At 67.0% G+C, this 21,951-nt stretch carries 23 protein-coding genes; 11 read left to right on the plus strand and 12 right to left on the minus strand.

Annotation, left to right across the window (positions count from 1 at the left end):
• Positions 1-169: 169 nt before the first annotated feature.
• From ACI48D_RS07425 to ACI48D_RS07435, 3 genes are all read right to left on the minus strand, one after another.
• Positions 170-688, minus strand: a complete 519-nt coding sequence (locus ACI48D_RS07425) for a M48 family metallopeptidase (protein ID WP_435570583.1) — start codon at positions 686-688, stop codon at positions 170-172.
• 165 nt (positions 689-853) lie between these two features.
• The gene (locus ACI48D_RS07430; RefSeq protein WP_435570584.1) at positions 854-1,186 is read right to left on the minus strand and encodes a KGG domain-containing protein; all 333 of its coding nucleotides are present in this window, start codon (positions 1,184-1,186) and stop codon (positions 854-856) included.
• Between the two features lie 144 nt (positions 1,187-1,330).
• Positions 1,331-2,356, minus strand: a complete 1,026-nt coding sequence (locus ACI48D_RS07435) for an NADP-dependent oxidoreductase (RefSeq protein WP_435570585.1) — start codon at positions 2,354-2,356, stop codon at positions 1,331-1,333.
• A gap of 123 nt (positions 2,357-2,479) precedes the next feature.
• On the opposite strand from ACI48D_RS07435, the gene purU reads away from it, so the two are divergent.
• From purU to ACI48D_RS07450, 3 genes are read left to right on the plus strand one after another with little or no spacing between them, the layout of a single operon-like run.
• Positions 2,480-3,349 (plus strand): formyltetrahydrofolate deformylase, encoded by an 870-nt coding sequence (purU, locus tag ACI48D_RS07440; RefSeq protein ID WP_435570586.1) that lies wholly within the window; start codon positions 2,480-2,482, stop codon positions 3,347-3,349.
• A 34-nt stretch (positions 3,350-3,383) separates the two neighbouring features.
• On the plus strand, positions 3,384-3,932 hold the full coding sequence (locus ACI48D_RS07445; protein ID WP_435570588.1) for a YaeQ family protein: 549 nt from the start codon (positions 3,384-3,386) through the stop codon (positions 3,930-3,932).
• 29 nt (positions 3,933-3,961) lie between these two features.
• Complete coding sequence (locus ACI48D_RS07450; protein WP_435570589.1) at positions 3,962-4,417, plus strand: copper chaperone PCu(A)C; 456 nt, start codon at positions 3,962-3,964, stop codon at positions 4,415-4,417.
• Positions 4,418-4,428: 11 nt separating this feature from the next.
• Here the strand turns inward: ACI48D_RS07450 and ACI48D_RS07455 are convergent, their stop codons facing one another.
• Entirely contained in the window at positions 4,429-5,217 is a 789-nt protein-coding gene (locus tag ACI48D_RS07455) for a head GIN domain-containing protein (RefSeq protein ID WP_435570590.1), read from the minus strand.
• A 231-nt stretch (positions 5,218-5,448) separates the two neighbouring features.
• Here ACI48D_RS07455 and ACI48D_RS07460 point away from each other — a divergent pair, with 231 nt between their 5' ends.
• Both ACI48D_RS07460 and ACI48D_RS07465 read left to right on the plus strand, forming a co-directional pair.
• Positions 5,449-5,922, plus strand: a complete 474-nt coding sequence (locus ACI48D_RS07460) for a DMT family transporter (protein WP_435570591.1) — start codon at positions 5,449-5,451, stop codon at positions 5,920-5,922.
• Positions 5,923-6,032: 110 nt separating this feature from the next.
• Positions 6,033-7,154: a type IV pilus twitching motility protein PilT gene (locus ACI48D_RS07465; protein ID WP_435570592.1), complete on the plus strand. Its 1,122-nt coding sequence runs from the start codon at positions 6,033-6,035 to the stop codon at positions 7,152-7,154.
• Positions 7,155-7,253: 99 nt separating this feature from the next.
• Here the strand turns inward: ACI48D_RS07465 and ACI48D_RS07470 are convergent, their stop codons facing one another.
• From ACI48D_RS07470 to ACI48D_RS07495, 6 genes are all read right to left on the minus strand, one after another.
• Positions 7,254-7,337 carry a PEP-CTERM sorting domain-containing protein gene (locus ACI48D_RS07470; protein WP_435570606.1) on the minus strand — a complete coding sequence of 28 codons (84 nt, stop codon included), beginning with the start codon at positions 7,335-7,337 and terminating at the stop codon, positions 7,254-7,256.
• Positions 7,338-7,379: 42 nt separating this feature from the next.
• On the minus strand, positions 7,380-8,633 hold the full coding sequence (locus tag ACI48D_RS07475; RefSeq protein WP_435570593.1) for a c-type cytochrome: 1,254 nt from the start codon (positions 8,631-8,633) through the stop codon (positions 7,380-7,382).
• Positions 8,630-9,382 (minus strand): c-type cytochrome, encoded by a 753-nt coding sequence (locus tag ACI48D_RS07480; RefSeq protein ID WP_435570594.1) that lies wholly within the window; start codon positions 9,380-9,382, stop codon positions 8,630-8,632. Before ACI48D_RS07480 ends, ACI48D_RS07475 begins: the two co-directional genes overlap by 4 nt.
• A 95-nt stretch (positions 9,383-9,477) precedes the next feature.
• A complete protein-coding gene (locus ACI48D_RS07485; RefSeq protein ID WP_435570595.1) occupies positions 9,478-9,903 on the minus strand; it encodes a c-type cytochrome in 426 nt (141 codons plus the stop codon).
• A 37-nt stretch (positions 9,904-9,940) separates the two neighbouring features.
• On the minus strand, positions 9,941-10,636 hold the full coding sequence (locus tag ACI48D_RS07490; RefSeq protein ID WP_435570596.1) for a 3'-5' exonuclease: 696 nt from the start codon (positions 10,634-10,636) through the stop codon (positions 9,941-9,943).
• A gap of 18 nt (positions 10,637-10,654) precedes the next feature.
• Positions 10,655-11,032 carry a ProQ/FINO family protein gene (locus ACI48D_RS07495; RefSeq protein WP_435570607.1) on the minus strand — a complete coding sequence of 126 codons (378 nt, stop codon included), beginning with the start codon at positions 11,030-11,032 and terminating at the stop codon, positions 10,655-10,657.
• Between the two features lie 806 nt (positions 11,033-11,838).
• On the opposite strand from ACI48D_RS07495, the gene rpoD reads away from it, so the two are divergent.
• The 3 genes from rpoD to ACI48D_RS07510 all read left to right on the plus strand — a co-directional run bounded on the left by rpoD (position 11,839) and on the right by ACI48D_RS07510 (position 16,016).
• Positions 11,839-14,568 (plus strand): RNA polymerase sigma factor RpoD, encoded by a 2,730-nt coding sequence (rpoD, locus tag ACI48D_RS07500; protein ID WP_435570597.1) that lies wholly within the window; start codon positions 11,839-11,841, stop codon positions 14,566-14,568.
• 127 nt (positions 14,569-14,695) lie between these two features.
• Positions 14,696-15,508 (plus strand): transporter, encoded by an 813-nt coding sequence (locus ACI48D_RS07505; protein WP_435570598.1) that lies wholly within the window; start codon positions 14,696-14,698, stop codon positions 15,506-15,508.
• A 115-nt stretch (positions 15,509-15,623) separates the two neighbouring features.
• Complete coding sequence (locus tag ACI48D_RS07510) at positions 15,624-16,016, plus strand: hypothetical protein (RefSeq protein WP_435570599.1); 393 nt, start codon at positions 15,624-15,626, stop codon at positions 16,014-16,016.
• A 19-nt stretch (positions 16,017-16,035) separates the two neighbouring features.
• On the opposite strand, the gene ACI48D_RS07515 is transcribed toward ACI48D_RS07510, so the two are convergent.
• Positions 16,036-16,314, minus strand: a complete 279-nt coding sequence (locus tag ACI48D_RS07515) for a hypothetical protein (RefSeq protein WP_435570600.1) — start codon at positions 16,312-16,314, stop codon at positions 16,036-16,038.
• A 168-nt stretch (positions 16,315-16,482) separates the two neighbouring features.
• Entirely contained in the window at positions 16,483-19,302 is a 2,820-nt protein-coding gene (gene ppc / locus ACI48D_RS07520; RefSeq protein ID WP_435570601.1) for a phosphoenolpyruvate carboxylase, read from the minus strand.
• A 170-nt stretch (positions 19,303-19,472) separates the two neighbouring features.
• Here ppc and hemC point away from each other — a divergent pair, with 170 nt between their 5' ends.
• The 3 genes from hemC to ACI48D_RS07535 form a co-directional block, all read left to right on the plus strand.
• A complete protein-coding gene (gene hemC, locus ACI48D_RS07525) occupies positions 19,473-20,450 on the plus strand; it encodes a hydroxymethylbilane synthase (RefSeq protein ID WP_435570602.1) in 978 nt (325 codons plus the stop codon).
• Positions 20,450-21,229 carry a uroporphyrinogen-III synthase gene (locus ACI48D_RS07530; RefSeq protein ID WP_435570603.1) on the plus strand — a complete coding sequence of 260 codons (780 nt, stop codon included), beginning with the start codon at positions 20,450-20,452 and terminating at the stop codon, positions 21,227-21,229. Before hemC ends, ACI48D_RS07530 begins: the two co-directional genes overlap by 1 nt.
• On the plus strand, positions 21,226-21,951 hold a 726-nt coding region (locus ACI48D_RS07535), incomplete at its 3' end, for a uroporphyrinogen-III C-methyltransferase (protein ID WP_435570604.1). The genes ACI48D_RS07530 and ACI48D_RS07535, both read left to right, overlap by 4 nt.

Here is a 21,951-nt window from a genome sequence, read left to right on the forward strand (position 1 = left end):
CCACTCCAGTAGTCCAGGCGGAGAACGGCAGGGTAAGGGCCGGAAACATACTCGGTGCCGGGGGCGGGGGCAACCGATGAGCACATCCTACCATGCGTTCCGCATAGAAACTATTTCCATGTGGATACTCTTGTGGTGACTGTTGCGTGGACGCCTTGACTGTTCGCTATCAGCCCCACAGCCGCTCACCGCCCAGCTCCAGCTGGGTGAGGTAGAGGCGCAGGTCGAACTCGAACTGGTGGTAGTCCGGCTCCATCCAGCAGCACAGCTTGTAGAAGGCCTTGTCGTGCTGCTTTTCCTTCAGGTGGGCGAGTTCGTGCACGACGATCATGCGCAGGAATTCCGGCGGGGCGTCGCGGAACACGGTGCCGATGCGGATCTCGTGTTTGGCCTTCAGCTTGCTGCCCTGTACGCGCGAGATGGCGGTGTGCAGGCCGAGGGCTTGCTGGACGATGCCGATCTTGCTGTCGAAGCCGACCTTGGCGACCGGTTCGGCGTTGCGCAGGTAGTCATCTTTCAAGTCCTGCACGTAGGTGTACAGGGCCTTGTCGGTGCGGACCGCGTGGGCCTGCGGGTAGCGGCTGCGCAGGTGATCGGCCAGCTTGCCGCCGTCGATCAGGCGGCGCACCTGGTCGAGCAGGTGGGCCGGATAGGCGCTCAGGTATTTGAGGTGGTTCGGGTTGGACATGTGATGCGCACTCTAGCACAGGATAAAGCCCGGCAGAGTGCGCAACGGGTGGTGGGGCCGGCGCAATACCGCCGGTGAAGGGAATGGCCGCGCCCGGGAACGCGATGCGGCCAATGAAATCATCCCTGGTCAGGTAAGGAGCCTGGCGATGCCGCTTTCCTTATCTTATTCCGTTTTGCCGCCCTGGCGGTTGCCCCCCTTGGCGGCTGCCGCGGCGCGGTTGGCCGATTGCCGGCTTTCCCCGCCTTTGCGGCCAATGTCGGCCATGTGGGCGCGGTTGCGGCTGACCACTTCCCCGCCTTTCTGGCCGGCACGGCGCGCTTCCTCCGAATCGAATTCGTGCGCCGTTCCTTTCTGATGGGCGGCCTGGCCGCCCTTGCTGGCGATTTGACGCTGCTGGTTCTGGTCCATCGCAGCGAAACCGCGCTTGGCAGGCTGGCTTTTCTGCTCGTTGCCGCCCGAGCTCGCGCTCTTGCCGCCTTCCTTGCTTGTCGCCATATCGATCTCCTTGTGCCTGTCGGTGAAGAATCTAACCCGAGAGCGTCCATGGATGCGCTCGTGCGATTAGAGAGGCGGAGGAGACAATAGTTCCTGCTGACGGCGGCGAGATCACATCGGCCCGCTGCGCCGGTGGCGCGCGGATCAGGCGTCGGCGATCTTCAGCACCAGCTTGCCGAAGTTCTTCCCTTCGAACAGCATCAACAGGGCGGCGGGAAAGTTCTCCAGGCCCTCGACCACGTGCTCGCGACTCTTGAAGCTGCCCTCCCGCAGCCACTGCGCCAATCTGGCCACGGCTTCCGGATAGCGTGGCGCGAAATCGAACACGACCATACCCTCCATGCGCGCCCGGTTCACCAGCAGCGACAGATAGTTGGCCGGCCCCCGGACCGGCGCCGTGTTGTTGTACTGCGAGATCGCGCCGCAGATCACGATGCGCGCTTTCATGTTAATCCGGGTGAGGACGGTGTCAAGGATCTCGCCGCCGACGTTGTCGAAATAGACGTCGACCCCGTTCGGGCAGTGCTGCTTCAGCCCCTGGGCGACTTGCCCTTCCTTGTAGTCGATGCAGGCGTCGAAGCCGAGCTGCTCGACCACGAAGCGACACTTGTCGGCACCGCCGGCGATGCCCACCACGCGGCAGCCCAGGTGCTTGGCGACCTGGCCGACCGTCATTCCGACCGCGCCGGCGGCTGCCGACACCACCACCGTCTCGCCGGCCTTCGGCTGGCCGACTTCGAGCAGGCCGAAGTACGCGGTCATGCCCGGCATGCCCAGCACGTTCAGCCAGGCGGGCAGGGATGCCAGCGCGGGGTCGATCTTCACCAGTGGATTGCCCTGGTCATCGGCCGCTCCGGTCCAGAAGCGCTGTACGCCGAACGCGCCACTGACGTGCTCGCCCACGGCGAAGCGCCCGGAGCGCGACTCCACCACCCTGCCGACCGCGCCGGCGCGCATCGTCTCGCCGATCGCCACCGGGCGGATATACGATTTCCCTTCGTTCATCCAGCCGCGCATGGCCGGGTCGAGCGACAGGTACAGCACCTTGACGCGGACCTGGCCTTCTTCAAGCGGCGCCAGGGGCTCTTCGACGAGTTGCCAGTTGTCGCTGGTCGGCAGGCCGACGGGACGGGAGGCGAGGCGGACTTGCTGGTTGGTCTGGGTGGACATGGCCTTCCTTTATGAGATGGGGACTTGCCAACTATAGCTCGATCCGACGGTGAGTGAGCAATTCCGCAAGCCATGCGACAATGCCGGAGCATCCTCATCCATTCATCACCATCGACCGCTCCCATGACGCACCCAGAATACATCCTGACCCTGTCCTGCCTGGACCAGCGCGGCATCGTCCTGCGCGTGTCCGGCTTCCTGGCCGAGCACGGCTGCAACATCATCGATTCCGACCAGTTCGGCGATCCGGAATCGAAGCTGTTCTTCATGCGCATCCACTTTGCGCTGGAAGAACCGAACGTCGCGGACGCCACCCTGCGCGCCGGCTTCGACGCCCTCTGTGCCCACCTGGGCGCGTCGGGCCAGCTGCACGACGCCGCGCGCAAGCCGCGCGTGCTGATCATGGTCTCGAAGATCGGCCACTGCCTGAACGACCTGCTGTTCCGCTACCGCAGCGGGCTGCTGCCGGTCGAGATTTCGGCCATCGTTTCGAACCACATGGAGTTCTACCAGCTCGCGGCCAGTTACAATATCCCCTTTCACCACTTGCCGCTCGAGGCCGGCGCCAGCGAATCCGACAAGCTGGCGCAGGAAAGCCGCATCGTCGAGCTGCTGGACCGGCACCAGATCGACCTGGTCGTGCTGGCGCGCTACATGCAGATCCTGACGCCGGGGCTGTGCGAGGCATTGAAGGGCAGGGCGATCAACATCCACCATTCCTTCCTGCCCAGCTTCAAGGGAGCGCGCCCGTATGCCCAGGCACACCGGCGCGGCGTCAAGCTGATCGGCGCCACCGCCCACTTCGTCACGGGCGACCTGGACGAAGGGCCGATCATCGAGCAGGACGTCGAACGGGTCGACCACGCGATGAGCGTCGAGGCGCTGACGGCGATCGGGCGCGACGTCGAAAGCGTGGTGCTGGCGCGCGCGGTCAAGTGGTTCGTGGAACACCGCATCCTGCTGAATGGCGACAAGACCGTCGTGTTCAGCTGATTGCATCGGAAAATCAGAAAGATAGAAGAACCAGATGGCCCTGAAAGCAACGATCTACAAGGCAGAGCTGAGCATTGCGGACATGGACCGCAATTACTACCAGGAGCACGCGCTCACCATCGCGCGCCATCCTTCGGAAACCGACGAGCGGGTGATGATCCGCCTGCTCGCCTTCGCCCTGCACGCCGACGAGGCGCTGGCGTTCGGCAAGGACCTGTTCGACGTCGAGGAACCGGCCCTGTGGCTGAAGGACCTCACCGGCGCCATCGACACCTGGATCGAGGTCGGCCAGCCCGACGAGCGCCGCCTGATGAAGGCCAGCGGGCGTGCCGAGCACGTGGTCGTCTACAGCTACAGCGCCGTCAGCAACATCTGGTTCAAGCAGATCGCCAAGCAGATCGACCGTGCCCGCAACATCACGGTCGTGAACATCCCGGCGGAGACCAGTTCCGCCCTCGAGCGCATGGCCAAGCGCAATATGCAGCTGCAGTGCACGATCCAGGACGGCCAGGTCTGGCTGACCGACGGTGCCGACACGGTGCAGGTCGAGCGGGATATACTGCTGGCGGAACGGTCTTACTGAGCGTTCCTGCTCATCGAACAGGTAAAACCATGAACCATCGTCTTCTCGCGCTGGCGCTCGCCGGCCTCGTTTCTCTGCCGTCCTTGGCCGCGGCCCAGGTCAGCGTCAGCGACCCGTGGGTCCGCGCCACCGTGCCCCAGCAGAAGGTGGGCGGCGCCTTCATGCAGCTGACATCCGCAAAGCCGGCCAGGCTGGTCGAGGTGAAGACCCCGGTCGCGGGCCGGGTCGAGCTGCACCAGATGGCGATGGAAGGCCAGACCATGCGCATGCGCGCGGTCGATTCGATCGAGCTGCCGGCGGGCCAGACCGTGAACCTGGCCTCGGGTGGCTATCACCTCATGCTGTTCGACCTGAAACGCCAGCTCAAGGAAGGCGAGCAGGTGCCGCTGACGCTCGTCGTGCTGGATGGCGCCGGCAAGCGCGAGACCGTCGCGGTGTCGGCGCCGGTCAAGCCGCTGACCTACAAGGCACCGGCCGCGCATTAAGGCGTAGGCGATCAGCGTGGCGCGGCGCCCAGGCGGCGTGCGTTGCCGGAGCCGACCACCGCCTTGCTGACCTGCGGGTCGCCGTAGTAACTGACGTCGCCGGAGCCGGCGATCGTCATGCTCAGGCTGTCGCGCACCCACAGGGTCGCGTCGCCCGAACCGGCCACCGTCACGCTGGCATTCTCCAGGCGCACGCGCGCCATGTCGACGGTGCCGGAGCCGCCGATCGAGGCCGACAGGCTGCGCGCCCTGCCTTCATCCACCTTCAGGTCGCCGCTGCCGCCCAGGTTCACGCTGATCGACTCGCCCTCGGCCTTGCGCACCTTGATGCTGCCGGAACCGCCGACGTCGAACTTCACGCGCGTGCCGGTGACGCGGTCGGCATCGATGTTGCCGGAGCCGGCCAGCGCCAGGCGGTCCAGCTCGCGCGCCTGCACCACGATCTTCAGGTGGCGGGTCTGGATGTTGACCTTGTTCTTGTTGCGGATCTTCAGCGTGCCGTCCTCGACCACGGTCTCGATCAGCGGCAGCAGGTTATCGTCGGTCTCGATGCTGAGTCCTTCGCTGTTGCCGCTGCGGATCTCGACCTGGCCCGGCAGGGAAAATGCCAGCCCGTTGAAGTGGCCGACCTCGCGCGCCTGGCGCTTGATGTTGCCGTTGCCCTGCACCTGTTCGTTGCGGCCGACGCTCCAGTCGGCGGCCAGGGCCGGCGCCGTCATGGCGCCGGCGGCGAAGGCGAGGGCGCAGGCGGCCAGCAGGCGGCGGCGCTGGTTCGGCGACCTCGGGTTCGTGGTGGTCATGGTGTGTCCTCCTCGGTTCTTGTTGTCGGTGATCGATGGAAGCATCTTAAGCAAGCCGGCCGGGGGGTGCCGGCGGTTTGCGATGGATTGCATCGCCGGCATGCCAGGATGCGAATTCCGGGAGCAAACCGTGGCGTTTCATGCCGCCGCCATCGCGCGGGCGGCGCACTGCCTTCGCAAGCCCAGCCGTTTTCGCTACAATCGTCGGCTTTTTTCCGTCCTTCCCGCTTCATGAATCTGCTGCTGTTCTTCATCGCTTTCGGCGCCGGCATCGCCGTCTCCTTCCAGGCCGCCATCAACAGCCAGATGGCGGCCGCGGTCGGCGCCAACTCGGTGGTGGCTGCCCTGGTCTCCTTCCTGTGCGGCAGCGCGGCGCTGGCCGTGGTGGCGTGCATCCGCGGCGGCCTGCCCGACGCGCTGGCAGCCTTGGCGCAGCAGCCGCTGTGGAAGTTTTCCGGCGGTTTCCTCGGTGCTGCCTTCATCTTCTGCACCGTGTTGCTGGTGCCGCGCATCGGCCTGCTCAACTTGGTCGTGCTGGTGATCGCCGGCCAGTTGATCACTTCGATGGCGATCGACCATTTCGGCCTGGTCAATGTCGCCATGCGCAAGGTCTCGGTGGTGCGCCTGGCCGGCGCCGCGCTCATGATCGCCGGCGTGGCACTGGCCCTGTTCGGCGACCGCATCGCGCAGGCGCTCGAACGCTGAGATGTTGTAAGTTTTTAACACGAAAAAATCTCTTTCCGAGTGGAACTTTTGGACGCTGCAGGTTTTATAATTAATGCATCGCAGTTTCCACTTTTATCATCGATCGCCCGATGGAATACCACCAGTCCTCGCAGATTCCCACCCTGTCGTATATCGAAAACGAAGACCATCCGGTGTTCGGTACCCTGGTCGAGCAGATCCTGCACCTGCTGAACTCGAAGCTGGTGTTTTCGGACATCATCATTCACCAAAACAGTCCGCTGACGTTGCGCCAGCCGAAGGGCCTGGTGGCGGTCACCGATTCGCCGATCACGAAGGAGGAGCTGGAAGAGTTCTTCGACGTCATCGAGCCGAACTGGGCCGAGCGCATCCAGGAACGCGCGTTCGACCGCTCGATCGACCTGCACACGGCGCGCATTCGCGCCAACTGCTTCAGCTTCCAGGGCAAGAAGCGCCTGGGCTGCGTGATCCGGCGCTTCCCGAAGGAGCCGCTGGCGCTGGCCGAGCTGGGCCTGCATCCGGACGAGCAGGAATTCGCGCGCATGACCAGCGGCCTGGTGCTGATCATCGGCGACACCTGCCAGGGCAAGTCGACCACCATCGCCTCGATCCTCGACGAGATCAACCGGCAGCGCTCGGGCCACATCATCACCATCGAAGACCCGGTCGAGACCCTGATCCCGCAGCGCAAATGCATCATCACGCAGCGCGAAGTGGGCGTGGACGGCGACGTCGACAGCTATTACCTCGGCGCGCTGGACGCGCTGCGCGAGCGTCCGGACGTGATCGTGATCGGCGAGATCCGCGACGCCCAGACCGCCCAGGAAGCGCTGGCGCTGGCCGAATCCGGGCCGCTGGTGCTGGCGACCCTGCACGCGCGCTCGACCGAGCTGGGCCTGCAGAAGATGCTGCGCCTGCTGGGCAATTCGGACGCCCAGGGCCAGGCCCTGGCGCACGCCCTGCGCGGCGTGCTGTGCCAGGCGCTGCTGCCGTCCAAGCAGGGCAACCGCTACCACCTCGCGACCGAATGCCTGAGCATCAGCCCGGCGGTGGCCGGCATGATCGAGCAGGGCGACCTGGGCGCCATCCGCGCCCACATGAACGCCGGCCGCGCACCCGGCTGCCACACGATGAACAGCGTGCTGGAAGGGCTGCTGGCCTCGCACAAGGTCGGCGTCGACGATGCGCGCGCGGCGACCACCGACCGGATCGGTTTTGCGGAGATGGTGTAAGGAAATCCGGCAGCCGGGTGCTGCAGGAAAAAAAAATCGCCGGCATGTACCGGCGATTTGCTTTTGGCGCGCAATTTCTTGCGCGCCGTAGCTGCTGGATTAATTGCGCGAACGGCGGCGCAGTGCAGCGCCCATGCCGATCATCGCCAGGCCCATCAGCGACAGCGCGCCCGGTTCCGGCAGGGCAAATGCCTGGCCCGAGACGCCATTGCAGCCGCGCCAAGCTCAATCCAGCGGCACCGCGCGGTAGCGGTTGACCTCCACCGGCGTCACCATGGGCGCCGCGTTGCCCCAGCTGGCGCGCGCATAGCTCAGCACCGCCGCCACCTCGGCGTCGCTCAGCACCGGGCTGTAGGGCGGCATGCCGTAGGGACGCGGATTGCCGGCGGTGGCCGGGGCAAAGCCGCCGTTGAGCACGATACGGATCGCGTTGACCGGTTCTTCCATCGCCAGCGTGCGGTTGCCGGCCAGCGGCGGATACGCCGGGCCGCCATCCTCGGCGCTGGCGCCGCGGCCATCCTTGCCGTGGCAGTCCGCGCAGTGCTGGCCGTAGAGCTTTTCTCCGAGCTTCATCAGCGCTTCGGGCGGGACGGCGGCCGGTTCGTGTTGCCGTTTTTCCTGCGGCAGCGAGGCCAGATAGGCCGACATCGCGCCGAGGTCGGCCTCGGACAGGTGCTGCAGGCTGCGCCCGACCACTTCCGCCATCGGCCCGAACACGGCGCCGCGCGGCGACACGCCGGTGCGCAGCAGCTGCGCGAGGTCGGGATCGGTGGAGCCGAGCGCGGGCGCGTACCAGCCCAGCACCGGGATCAGGCCACCGCGCAATCCCTCGCCGCTGGCGCCCAGGCCATTGCGCGGGCTGTGGCAGGCGCTGCAGTGGCCGAGGCCCCCGACCAGGTAGGCGCCGCGGTTCCACTCCGCGCCGCGGCCCGGCTCCGCGCTGTGGACGCCAGGCTTGAAATACAGCAGGCGCCAGGCTGCCAGCGCCGCCTGGCTGTCGTAGGGGAAGCGCAGCGCGTGCGGGCGCCTGGGTTGGTGCGCCGGCGTCAGGCTGCGCAGGTAGGCGAACAGGGCGTCGGCATCGTCGCGCGTCACCTTCGTGTAGTTCGGGTAGGGGAAGGCCTGGTAGAGCAGGCGTCCCTTGCTGCCGATGCCGTTGTGCAGGGCATTCCAGAAGTCGTCGGCGTTCCAGGCACCGATGCCGGTCTCGACGTCGGGCGTGATGTTGGGCGCCATCACCTGCCCGAATGGCGTGTCGACTGCGCGTCCGCCGGCGTAGGCGGCGCCGCCGCGCGCGGTATGGCAGGCGGCGCAGTCGCCGGCGCGCGCCAGGTAGGCGCCGCGCGCGATGTTGGCCGCGGTCGGCGCCCAGGCCTGCGGCGAGCGGGAAGGAATGAATTCGGCGCGCGGCCAGGCCAGCACGGCGGCCAGCGCGAGGACGAGCAGGGCGCCGAGCGCGATCAGCACAGGACGTTTCATGGTTGCCCCTCCGGGGCGCTGCCGCAGGCCAGCGGCAGGGGCCGCGCGACGGCCCGGGCCGGGGTGGCGTCCGCCGGCAGCGGCTCGCCAGCCAGCCAGGCCGAGATCGCCGATACGTCGGCCAGGCTCAGGCGCGAGGCGATCGTGCCCATGCAGTCGGGGGCGAGGGCATGGCGGCTGCCGTTGCGCCAGGCGCCGAACTGGGCGTTGATGTAGTCGCGCGGCAGGCCCACCAGGCCGGGGGTGGCCGGCAGCGCGCCGCTCAGGCGCTCGCCGTGGCAGGCGATGCATGCCGGCACTTTCAAGGCGGCGTCGCCGCGCGTCACCAGCTGGCGCCCGCGCTCCAGCTCGGCGGCGGGCAGGCTGCTGCGGTCCAGCACGGGGACCGGCAGGTGCTCGCGCGAGAAGTAATCGGCGATCTCGTGCAGGTAGTCGTCCGACATATGCTGAACCATCCAGGTCATCAGCGGATACTGGCGCCGGCCTTCACGGAAATTGATCAGCTGGTTGTAGAGATAGCCTGCCGGCTTGCCGGCGATGCGCGGGAAGTACTGGCGCTGGCCGCCGGACCCGGCTGCGGCCGACGGTGCGGACGCGCTGCCGTGGCAGGAGGTGCAGGCGGCCAGGCGCTGGGCCAGGCTGCCGGGGACGCGCATTTGCCGGTCTTGCTGCTCCTGCGGCTGGGCCGCGGCGCCGGCCAGCCATGCCCAGCCGCAAACCAGGGCCAGGGAACGGAAGATGCCTCGCATGATGGATTCCTGTCGATGAGGGACTGCTCGTGCGTGATCCCGGCATCATACCTTGTTGGTTTAACTTGCCGGCAATATTTTTATTCAGGCAAGATTCAGCGCGGCGCCGGGCCTTCCGCAGTGCCGGCCTGGTCCGGGCGCTGGAAAGTGCGCAGGTAGGCCAGCAGGGCCGCGATCTCGTTGTCGTCGCCGATGCCCCAGAAGCGCATCTTGGTGCCGGGCACCAGCTTGCCGGGATCGCGCAGGAAGGCCGGCAGGGTGCGCTCGTCCCAGACGATGCCGGAGGCTTTCATCGCATCCGAATACGCGAAATCCGGCGTGGAGCCGGCGCGGCGGCCGAACAGGCCGTTCAGCTGCGGCCCGAAGCCGCCATGGGCGTTGAGGCCGACCTGGTGGCAGGAAGCGCATTGCTTGAACGCGCGCTCACCGGTGGCGGCATCGGTGCCGGAAGGGGCGCAGCCTTGCAGGATCGACAGCGGGAGCAGCAGGAGCAGGAGTGGGGGCGGGAACGGAAACTTCATGCCGCGATTATAGGCCGCGGCGGATCCGCCGGGCGGATCAGGTCGAAGCCTGGGCCTGGGCGGCGGTGCGCGCGGCGAGCCGGGCGGCGTTGGCGGCGGCGCTCGTGGCGGCCGCCGGGAAGTGTTCGCGCCAGTGGCGGTAGATGCGCAGGGCGACGTGGGCATCGTCGGCCGCGTACTGGATCTGCTGTTCGGACAGGCGCGGCAGCGCCCAGTTGGTGGTGGTGATGCGGCGCGACTTCTGCAGGCGGCGCCCGAAGAAGCGCTCGACCGCGGTCTTCGCGCCCCAGGCGTTGCGCTCGCGCTTCTGGACATCGCGCAGGGCGGTGGCGAGGTCGATCACATTGCGGGTCTCGATGCCGAGCTTGGCGCGCAGGCGGCGCAGGTCGTCGCCGAGGCCGAATCCGACCTTCAGGATCGCCGGCGACTCCAGCACCGCGCGCAGCACCTCGACCAGGTGCGCCGCGCCCGGAGACGGGGCCGCACCGGCGCCGACCTGGAACAGGTAGGCGTGGCTGTCGGTGGCGAGCTGCACCAGGTGGGGCCCGGTCGATACCTCGCCTTTCTGGAAGGTCGGCTTCGATTCGGTGTCGAAGCCGATGCTGTCCGCGCCCAGCAGGGCAGCGAGCGCGCCTTCGGCATCCTCGCGGGAGCGCACCAGGCGTACCTCGGACAGCGGAATGCCCTGGTAGGGCGGCAGCGTCTCCTCGGCGACCGGTGCGGTTTCGCTCATATGATCAGTAACGGCTGCTCATTTGCGCGAAAACTTCGATGCGAGCTGCTCCAGCTTTTCCTGGCGCTTGCGGTCGGCTTCGAGCTGGGCCGCGGCGTCGCGCTCGGCTTTCTTGCGCTCGGCTTCCTTCTTGAAGCGCTGCTGCAGCAATTCCTTGGCGTGCTGGCGATGGGTATCGGTCACCTCGGCGCCCGCCTTGCCGTCCAGGTCGTAGCGCACGGTGGCTTTTTCCATCGCGCGCAGGTAGCGCATCGAGCCGGTGTGGATGCCGAGTGCGGCGCGCATCAGCTTGCGGTTCAGGCCGGGCATGCGCGACAGCAATTGCTTGTCGATTCCGATCTCGAGCGGCAGGCAGTTGCGGAAGGCCGCGAACTGTTGCTGCAGCTGCTTGAGCAGCGCGCGCGGCGAGTCGGCGGCCGGCGCGCCGGCCGGAGCCTCTGCCTCCGGTGCGACGGCGGCCTCATTGGCAACGGCAGCGGCCGGCTCGACATGTTCGCCGCCCGGGGTGGCCGTGGTTTCCGGCGTAAGGTTGGCGGCGGTGTTTTCGGTGGCCTCGGGGGATGCGGCGACAGGACTAATCGTATTCATTGACTTCATGGTAAGAACAGGAAGCGGAAGGATAGCATGCAAGACGGCACATGTGACGCTGAGCTGTGTAAGGGTTCGTCGTCGCTGCCTCGCGACCGTGATTTCCTTCGTGGTCAGTGGGCGCTGCAGCAAGAAATCGTGTATGATCCGCCCCTTTCCTTGCGTAGGGCTTGCGCCGACGCAGACCGGCCAGGGGGTCGGATGACGGGACCACGAAGGACTGACTAGTATGCGAAATTCTTATATCCATTATCGGATATTTCAATTATCGCTAAATCTTTCCGTGGTGCATAATCTGCCTGTCTCCTCTATTTCTCCCTTGGGAAAATAGCTCAAGCCCGTTACTTGACGGGCTTTTTTTCGTTCCGACATGCTAATCCGCGATTTCAACCACATTCCGACTTGTCCTTGCCATCCGTCCGCGCGTTTCGATGCCGCCTTTCCAGGCAGCCACCAACGCCGGCCGGCGAGCGCGGTCGCCAGTGCTTGATTTCCGGACCATCCGCCCTTAGTTAGGGCCATCCCGTTATTCCTTGCCAGAGGGTCCGCAAGCGGACCAGGTGGCTTATTGACTTCGCAGGCGCGCCCCTCGCCTCGACTGGAGAATGTTCATCATGAAAAACACCGCCAAGACATTGACACTGACAGCGAAGAAAACGCCGGCCAAGACCACGGCGCAGCTGTCGGTGCCGAAAACCGCGACCTCCTACTTCCTCGAAACGGAAGTGGCGGCCGGCGTTCCGGCGGCCAAGGTGACGGTGGTTAAGACGCGTTCCCGCCTGGCATCCCTGAAAGCGGCACAGGCCGAGCAGAGTGCGGCCGCCACGGCGCCCGCCGAGGCCGTGCAGGAGCAGGCAGCGCAACTCCAGCCCGAGCAGTTCGACCAGGCCGCCGCTGCGGGCGAAGCCGCCGCCGAGGCCATCGTCGAAGCCATTCACGACGCCGCCCCGGTGCTGGCCCCGGTCGCAGCCGTCGCCGCTGACGAAGCCGATGAAGCCGATGCGATCCCGACCCCGACCGCACCGGCGGCCGCGCCGGTGATCGTACGCAAGCGTACCTCGAAGCTGGCGGCTCTGAAAGCCGCCGTCGACGCCGAAGCCGAAGCGGCTCCGATCGCCGCCCCGGCACCGGCGGCCGCCGAGGAAGCCTCGGCGCCGCGCGTGGTGCGTACTGCCCGCACCCGCCGCGTCGACGCCCTCATGTCCGGCGCCGCGCCGGCCGTCCCCGGCACCGGCAGCGTCAGCACCACCACCGACGCCGCCGCGCTGGCTGCGATCGACACCTCGGGCTACTTGCTGCCGCAGGTGAAGGTACCGGGCCGCCGCGGCCGCAAGCCGAGCGAATTCGTGCCGGAGAACGACGAGATCGCCGCGCTGAACGCGGTCGAGCGCGCCGAAATGAAGGCGGCCTCGAAGCTGCGCGAGCGCAAAGCCAAGGGCATCCCCGCCATCATCGGCGCCGAGCAGGGCTTCTCGGGCGAGGAACTGGAAAAGCGCCGCCAGCAGCTGAGGAACCTGATCAACATGGGCAAGGAGCGCGGCTACCTGACCCATGCGGAGATCAACGACCACCTGCCGGAAAACATCATCGATCCGGAAGCGATCGAAGGCATCATCGCGACCTTCAACGACATGGGCATCGCGGTCTACGAGCGCGCCCCGGAAGCGGAAATGATGCTGCTGTCGGACGCCGTCGTGACCCCGACCAGCGAAGACGAAGTCGAGGCCGCCGCCGCGACCGCGCTGTCGACCGTCGACTCGGACTTCGGCCGCACCACCGACCCGGTCCGCATGTACATGCGCGAGATGGGCGCGGTGTCGCTGCTGACCCGCGAAGGCGAGATCGCGATCGCCAAGCGCATCGAGGAAGGCTTGAAAGACATGGTGCAGGCGATTTCGGCCTGCCCGGTGACCATCTCGGAAATCATCGCCCTGTCGCACAAGATCGCCAGCGACGAGCTGAAGATCGACGACGTGGTCGACGGCCTGATGGCCCCGGACGAAGGCGCCCCGGCGGCCCCGGTCGCCGCATCCTCGGACGACGAGGATGAAGAAGAAGAGATCGAGGATGAGGAAGAAGAGGGCGGTTCGAGCGCCAGCGGCGCCGCCGGCTACTCGGCCGAGCAGCTGGCCGCGCTGAAGAAGACCGCGCTGGACAAGTTCGCCGTCATCGAGAAGCAGTTCGACAAGATGGGCCACGCCTTCAAGACCCACGGCTATGGTTCGCTGCAGTACATCGCGGCCCAGGACGTGATCTCGACCGAACTGCTGGGCATCCGTTTCACCGCCAAGATCGTCGAAAAGCTGTGCGACACCCTGCGCGGCCAGATGGACGAGGTTCGTTCGATCGAGCGCGCCGTGCTGGACATCTGCGTGAACCGCTGCGGCATGCCGCGCGCCCACTTCATCAAGGTCTTCCCGGGCAACGAGACGGACCTGGAATGGGTCCAGCGCGAAGTCGACTGCGCGTATCCGTACAGCGCGGTGCTGTCGCGGAATGCGCCGGCGATCATGGAACTGCAGCGCCGCATGATCGACCTGCAGGCGCGCGTGGCACTGCCGCTGGCCGACCTGCGCAAGATCAACAAGCAGATGGCGGCCGGCGAAAAGCGCGCCCGCACCGCGAAGCGCGAAATGACGGTTGCCAACCTGCGTCTGGTGATCTCGATCGCGAAAAAATACATCAACCGCGGCCTGCAGTTCCTCGACCTGATCCAGGAAGGCAACATCGGCCTGCTGAAGGCGGTCGACAAGTTCGAATACCGCCGCGGCTATAAATTCTCGACGTATGCGACCTGGTGGATCCGCCAGGCGATCACGCGTTCGATCGCCGACATGGCCCGCACCATCCGAGTGCCGGTGCACATGATCGAGACGATCAACAAGATGAACCGCATCTCGCGCCAGATCATGCAGGAAACCGGCACCGAGCCGGACATGGCGACCCTGGCGGCCAAGATGGAGATGCCGGAATCGAAGGTGCGCGAGATCATGAAGATCGCGAAAGAGCCGATTTCGATGGAAACCCCGATGGGCGAGGACGGCGATTCGCAGCTGGGCGACTTCATCGAGGACAACGCGACCCTGGCGCCGCTGGAAGCCGCGATGCACGCCTCGATGCGCGGCGTGATCAAGGAAGTGCTGGACTCGCTGACCCCGCGCGAAGCCAAGGTGCTGCGCATGCGCTACGGCGTCGAGATGTCGAACGACCACACGCTGGAAGAAGTGGGCAAGCAGTTCGACGTGACCCGCGAGCGTATCCGCCAGATCGAAGCCAAGGCGATGAGCAAGCTGCGCCAGCCCTCGCGTTCGGACAAGCTGAAGACCTTCCTGCAGAACCAGTAAGCCTCGGCGCTGCCTTCAACCAGAAACTCCCCGGGCCGGCAACGGCCGGGGAGTTTTTTTAACTGTATTGGCATCGGCCGCGCCGCTCATGGATACTGTCGGTTCCGATCACCGATCCGTTTCCCAGATGACCCACGCCGCCCCGCTTCCACTCTTGCTCGCCGCGCTCTGCCTGGCATATTCCGGCACCGCCGGCGCCGCCGAGGACGATGCCATTTCCTCCGACCGTCCCAGCGTCGCCGAATCCAGCCAGGTCGTCGGCAAGGGCCGCTTCCAGCTCGAGACCGGACTCCAGTGGGAGCGCCAGCGCGACGAGACCGTGCACGAGCGCACGCTGACGACGCCGACCCTGCTGCGCATCGGACTGGGGGAGCGCGCCGAGCTGCGCATCGAGACCGATGGCCGCACCATCATCCACGATGCCGATCCCGCCAGCGGCCTGCACACGGTCACGGCCGGCTACGCCGACACCTCGCTGGGCGTGAAATGGCATCTGGCCGACCAGCGCGAAGGACAAGCGGGCCGGCCTTCGCTGGGCGTACTGCTGCATGCCGACCTGCCGAGCGGGAGCCGGGAACTGCGCGGACGCGGCCTGCGCCCTTCGCTGCGCCTGGCCGCCGACTGGGAGCTGGCAAACGCGTATTCGCTGAGCGTGATGCCGGGCCTGGGCATCGACAGCGACGAGCGGGGCGCCCGCTACGGCTACGGGGTGCTGGCGGTGGAACTGGACAAGGCCTTCAACGAGCGCCTGCATGGCTTCGCCGAGCTGGCCGCGCCCCAGATCGCGCGCGCCGCGCACGGCGGCACCCAAGCCGTCTTCGACGCCGGCCTGACTTATCTGGTGAGCAAGAATATTCAGGTCGATGCCGCGCTGATGCATGGCCTGAACCGCCGCACGCCGGACCTGAGCCTGACGTTCGGCCTGTCGCTGCGCAGGTAAGCCGGCGCCGCCAATAAATTGCCATCTTGCAATCTGCCATGCGAACTATGCCTACCTGGCCAGCCTCGACCCCGGCAAGCAGCCGGACTGGAACAAATTCAAGGCCGCGTATGATATGTTCAAGGCGAACGGGTTCTATATCCCGGCCAGGAGCCGCTACGACGGCTTCCTGATGAGTGGCAAGCTGACGAATATCGAAGACGAGAAGCTGCTGGCTTCGATCCTGGCCTTGTACCAGATGCTCCTGCCGCAGATCCAGACCTCGGAAGAGGGATGGCAGACCCGCCAGCGCAAGCTGCGCGACTACCGTGACGACAAGCTGGAAGCCGACGACGAGCTGTCGCATTTCCGCTGGATGACGTCGCCGAAGAGCAAGCGCCTGCTGGGCCAGATGCAGTCCAGCCCCCAGCTGTACGAGCGCTACCAGATGTACATCGACCAGAGCAGGCAGATCATCAAGGCGATCGACGCCGCCTACCCGGACCATGCCGGCAAGAAAGCCGACTGAGCAGGAGGGATGGGCGCTTTCAGCCGCTCAGTCCGAAGCCGAGGAACAGGACGGCCGCCACCACGGCCCAGCATAGGCCATGCAGCGCCAAGCGGCGGCCTGCGCCCGAGCCGGCATAGCCGCGGCTCACCATGCCGGCGCTGCGCCACAGGAGGCATGCGCCGGCGGTGCTGATGGTGCCGCGCAGCAGGAATTCCACGATATCCCAGCCTTTGACGATCTGGTACAGGAGCGACACCGCAAAGATGCCGCACACGGCGGCGATGGCGTATTTGCGGCTTGGAGTGAGGTCGTTCATGGCTGGGCTCCGGCTGTTCGATTGGTCTGTCACCAGATCCTCAATCTCCACGAATCTGCCGGCGGTGTTCATGATCCATGTCACCGAATAAAGCATCCAGTCAGAGGCCGTCGGCCGGCCGCCGCCGTTCCCACGCGGGCGGGGACGGCGGCGGCGGGGACGAGCTGATCAGCCGGTATTGCGCAAGCCGGCCGCCACACCATTGATGGACAAGTGAATCCCCCGGTGCACCCGCACATCGATCTGCGCCGGATCCTGCGACAGCGCCCGGTGCCGCTGGATCAGTTCGACCTGCAGGTGGTTCAGCGGATCCAGATAGGCGAAGCGGTTCTGGATCGAGCGCGCCAGCAGCGGGTTCGCGGCCAGGCGTTCGGCATGGCCGGTGACCTGCTCCAGGCAGCGCAGGGTTTCGGCGTACTCGGCCGCGATGCGCTTGAAGATGCGCTCGCGCAGTTCGGCATCCGGCACCAGTTCGGCATAGCGGCGCGCGATCGGCAGGTCGGTCTTGGCCAGCACCATGTCCATGTTCGACAGCAGGGTGGCGAAGAACGGCCATTGCCTGGACATCTCCTGCAGCAGCGCCAGGCGTTCATCCCGGTCTCCCTCGCCCAGCCAGCCCGACACCGCCGCGCCGAAGCCGTACCAGCCCGGCAGCAGCAGGCGGCATTGGCCCCACGAGAAGCCCCAGGGGATCGCGCGCAGGTCTTCGATGCGGCGGGTCGACTTGCGCGAGGCCGGGCGCGACCCCAGGTTCAGCTCGGCGATCTCGGCGATCGGGGTGGCGGCGAAGAAGTAGTCCGTGAAGCCCGGGGTCTCGTACACCAGATTGCGGTAAGCCTTGTAGGCGCGTTCGGACAGTTCGGTCATCACCTGTTCGTAGCCGGCCAGGCGCGCGACCTGTGCCGGGTCTTCGCCGTGCGGCATCAGGCCCGCTTCCAGCGTGGCCGCCACCAGCAGTTCGAGGTTGCGGCGGCCGATCTCGGGGTTCGAGAACTTCGACGAGATGATCTCGCCTTGTTCGGTCAGGCGGATCTGGCCGTTCACCGTGCCCGGCGGCTGCGCCAGGATCGCATCGTAGCTGGGGCCGCCGCCGCGGCCGACCGTGCCGCCGCGCCCGTGGAACAGGCGCAGCTTGACGCCGGCGCCGGCGAAAACCTCCACCAGCTTCAGCTCGGCCTGGTACAGCTCCCAGTTCGAGGTCAGGAAGCCGCCGTCCTTGTTCGAGTCCGAATAGCCCAGCATGACTTCCTGCAGCCGGCCCTGCTGCTCGATCAGCGCCTTCACCACCGGGATCGCCATCCACTCGGCCATGATTTCGCCGGCGCGCTGCAGGTCGGGAATGGTCTCGAACAGCGGAATCACCATCACCTCGCAGGCTTGCTCGCGCGGGCGCAGCAGGCCGGTCTCCTTCTGCAGCAGCAGCACTTCGAGCAGGTCGGACACGGTTTCGGTATGCGAGATGATGTAGTTGCGGATCGCGCGCGCGCCGTAGCGCTGGCGGATCTCGCGCGCGGCACGCAGGATCTGCAGTTCGGAATTGGTCTCGTCCGAATACGCCGCATACGGCGTGTACAGCAGGCGCGGCTGGGCGATTTCCGCCAGCAGCAGCTTGACCTTGGCGGCTTCGTCGAGCTTCGCGTAGTCGGCTTCGACGGAGGCGGCCGCGAACAGTTCGGCCAGCACGCGCTCGTGGACGTCCGAGCTCTGGCGCATGTCGAGCGAGGCCAGGTGGAAGCCGAAGAGGCTGGCGGCGCGCAGCAGGCCGCTAAGGCGCGGCTTGACCAGGATCGCGCCGTGGTGGGCGTTCAGCGAATCGACCAGCACCTGCAGCTCGGCCTGGAACTCGGCCGCGCTGGCGTAGGCGTCGGCATGGCCGACTTCCTTGCGCAGCGGGTTGGTGGCGCCCAGCGCGCGCGCGGTCGAGGCCAGGCGCGCGTAGATGCCGATCAGGGCGCGCCGGTAGGGTTCGTCGCTGCGGTGCGGCGAGGTGTCGGGCGAGGCCGCCGCCAGGGCGTCGAGCGCGGCGCTGGCCGGCACCAGCAGGGTCGAGGTCGACAGCTCGGCGCCCAGCGCGTGCACCTCGTCGAGGTAGAAGTCGAAGATGGTGGTGGCGTGGCGCACCAGGGCGCGCTGCATGGTGCCGGCGTTGACGTTCGGGTTGCCGTCGCGGTCGCCGCCGATCCAGCTGCCCATCTGCAGGTAGACCGCGCCGTCCAGCGATGCCTGCAGCTCGTCCTCGATGTCGTCGTACAGCGCCGGCAGTTCGCGCAGGAAGGTGGTGCGGTAGTAGGACAGGGCGTTCTCGATCTCGTCGGCCACGGTCAGCTTCTCGTAGCGCAGCATGCGGGTCTGCCACAGCGTCGCCACGCGCGCCTGCAGCAGCATCTGGTTGTGCGCGCGCTCCTTCGGCGTCAGCGGCAGGTCGCGCTCGGCCAGCAGACGGGCGATGTCGTGTTCGGCGTCCAGGATGGACTTGCGCTGCACCTCGGTCGGGTGGGCCGTCAGCACCGGCGAGATCAATGCTTCGCGCAGGAATTCCTCGATCTGCCCGCGCTCGACGCCGGCCTCCTGCAGGCGCGCCAGCGCATACGCCACGCTCGACGGCTGCGGTTTCGAGCCGGCCAGCTGGTGGGCGCGGCGGCGGCGCACGTGGTGCTGGTCCTCGGCGATGTTGGCCAGGTGCGAGAAGTAGGAAAATGCGCGCACCACCGAGTTGGATTCTTCGCGCGTGAGTTTCTTCAGCAGGGTGCTGAGCTCTGCGGCGGCCTGCGGGTCGTCCTCGCGGCGGAAGCGCACGGCGGTCTGGCGGATGTTCTCGACCACGTCGAACACGGCCTCGCCCTCCTGGTTGCGCAGGACGTCGCCGAGCAGGCGGCCGAGCAGGCGGATGTCTTCTTTCAGCGGCGCGTCCTTGTCGCCGGCCTGGACTGGGTTGTTGGCCGGGACTTGCGGATCGGCGTGGGGATCAGGAATTGCAGCTTGGTTCATGTTCGAGCACAGGTTGAATTAACGGGAGTCCCAATGGGGCACACAGGTACAACTCTGCCATGGCGATTGCCACGGTTCTGCAAGGGGCAACATGCTAGAATTTATGGTTACAGGCATGCCGCTTACCGGCGCCGGCCGATCCAGGCACAACGACAGTGAAAGAAATTGTTTTGAACACTAGTGACACGACTCAGCGCGGGCCAATTCGCCTCATTATCGCATCGCGCGAGAGCCGACTGGCCATGTGGCAGGCCACGCACGTGCGCGACCGGCTCGCGGCATTATATCCGCATTGCCAAATCGATATTCTCGGCATGACCACGCGCGGCGACCAGATCCTCGACCGCAGCTTGTCCAAGGTCGGCGGCAAGGGCCTGTTCGTGAAGGAGCTGGAAGTCGCGATGGCGGAAGGGCGCGCCGACCTCGCCGTGCACTCGCTCAAGGACGTGCCGATGGAACTGCCGGACGGCTTCGAACTGGCCGCCGTGCTGGAACGCGAGGACCCGCGCGACGCCTTCGTCTCCAACGACTATTCCAGCCTGGCCGGCCTGCCGCCCGGCAGCGTGGTCGGCACCAGCAGCCTGCGGCGCCAGGCCCTGGTGGCGGCGCGCTATCCGCAGCTGACGATTAAGCCGCTGCGCGGCAACCTCGACACCCGCCTGGGCAAGCTGGACCGCGGCGACTATGCCGCCATCATCCTGGCCGCCGCCGGCCTCAAGCGCCTGGGGCTGGAACGCCGCATCCGCGCCTACCTGGAAACCGATGAAAGCCTGCCGGCCGCCGGCCAGGGCGCGATGGCGATCGAGATCGTGTCCGGTCAGCGCAGCGACGGCGTCGACCTGCGCGCGCTGCTGGCGCCGCTGAACCACGACGACACCGCGCGCGCCGTCGCCGCCGAGCGCAAGGTCTCGCGCGTGTTCGGCGCCAGCTGCCAGATTCCGCTGGCGGCCCACGCCACCGTCGACGGCGCGACACTCCATCTGCGCGCCATGGTGGCCACCCCGGACGGCCGCCGCAGCGCCTTCGCCGAAAGCAGCGGCCCGGCGAACCTGCCGGAGCAGCTCGGCGAACAGGTGTCGACGCGCCTGCGCGAACAGGACGCCGACGCCATCCTGGCCGAGTGCAAGGCCGAGTCGGCCGCGCCCTGATGACCGCGGCGGTCGTCATCACCCGACCCCGCCAGCAGGCCGAGCCGCTGGCGCGCGCCGTGGCCGCCCTCGGCCGCGCGCCGGTGCTGCTGCCGCTGCTGGAGATTTCGTTGCTGCCGCACGACAGCGCAGCGGGCGCCGAGCTGCGCCGCGTGCTGTCCGGCCTGGATGCGTACGCGCTGGTGGTGTTCGTCTCGCCGAATGCGATCGACGCCGCCTTCGCCCACATCGTGCGCTGGCCCGAGGGCGTCGACATCGGCGTGGTGGGCGAGGGCAGCCGCGCGGCGCTGGCGAAGCACGGCGTGGATGGGCGGGTCCGCATCCATTGCCCGCGCGACCCGGCCCACAGCGATTCCGAACACCTGCTGCAGGAGCTCGACCTCGGCCGGCTCGCCGGGCGCCGGGTGCTGGTGGTGCGCGGCGACGGCGGGCGCGAACTGATGCCGGACGCGCTGCGCGGCGCCGGCGTCGCGGTCGAGACGGTGACGGCCTACCGCCGCGCGGTGCCGGAACTCACCCCCGAACTGGCCGCCCGGCTGGCCGGCTTGCTGGCCCGGCCGAACGACTGGATAATCACGAGCTCGGAAGCGCTGCGCGGCCTGGTCTCCCTGGTGGAGCGGCTGGAAGCGCAGGATTTAGCGCATCAGCTGCGGCAGCAGCGCCTGATCGTGCCGCATGCGCGCATCCATGAAACCGCACGCGCGCTCGGCTTCACCCGGCTGATCCTGAGCGGTTCCGGCGACGAGCGGCTCATTGCCGCGTTACAATCACAAGCATGAACGAATTGCCCAACAATCCTGAACCATCGAGCAAGGGCGGCCAGGTCGTCCCGCCGGAAGCCTACGTGGCGCCTTCGCCGGGCGAGCCGCGCGTGCCGGAAATGACCCGCGTGGGCGGGCTGCTGAACAAGCCGCAGAACGTGGCGATCATCGCGCTGGCCGTGCTGCTGGCGCTGCAGACCTGGTCGACCCACACCCGCTTCAACAAGCTGCGCGAGGACGTGGCGAAGACGCTGCAGAAGGACAACGCGTCGAATGCCGAAACCGCCCAGCTGCTACGCGAGACCCAGGAGACGGCCAAGGAGCTGCAGGTCAAGGTCGGGGTGCTGGAAAGCCGCCAGTCCGAATCGCAGAGCCAGCAGGCCGCGCTCGAGCAGATGTACCAGGACATCTCGAAGAACCGCGACGAATGGGCGCTGTCCGAGATCGAGCAGGTGCTGTCCACCGCCAGCCAGCAGCTGCAGCTGGCCGGCAACGTGCAGGGCGCCCTGATCGCGCTGCAGAACGCGGACCGTTCGCTGTCGCGTTCCGACAAGCCGCAATTCATCACGATCCGCCGCGCGATCGCGCGCGACATCGACAAGCTGAAGGCGCTGCCGCAGGTCGACCAGGCCGGCATCGCCCTGCGCCTGGACAACGTCATCGGCCAGATCGACAACCTGCCGCTGCTGGCCGACGAAAAGCCGGCCGAGCCGAGCGCGCCGGCGCGCGCCGGCGTGCCC

Origin of the sequence: Massilia sp. LXY-6 (assembly GCF_051233485.1) — a bacterium.
GTDB lineage: Bacteria > Pseudomonadota > Gammaproteobacteria > Burkholderiales > Burkholderiaceae_D > Telluria.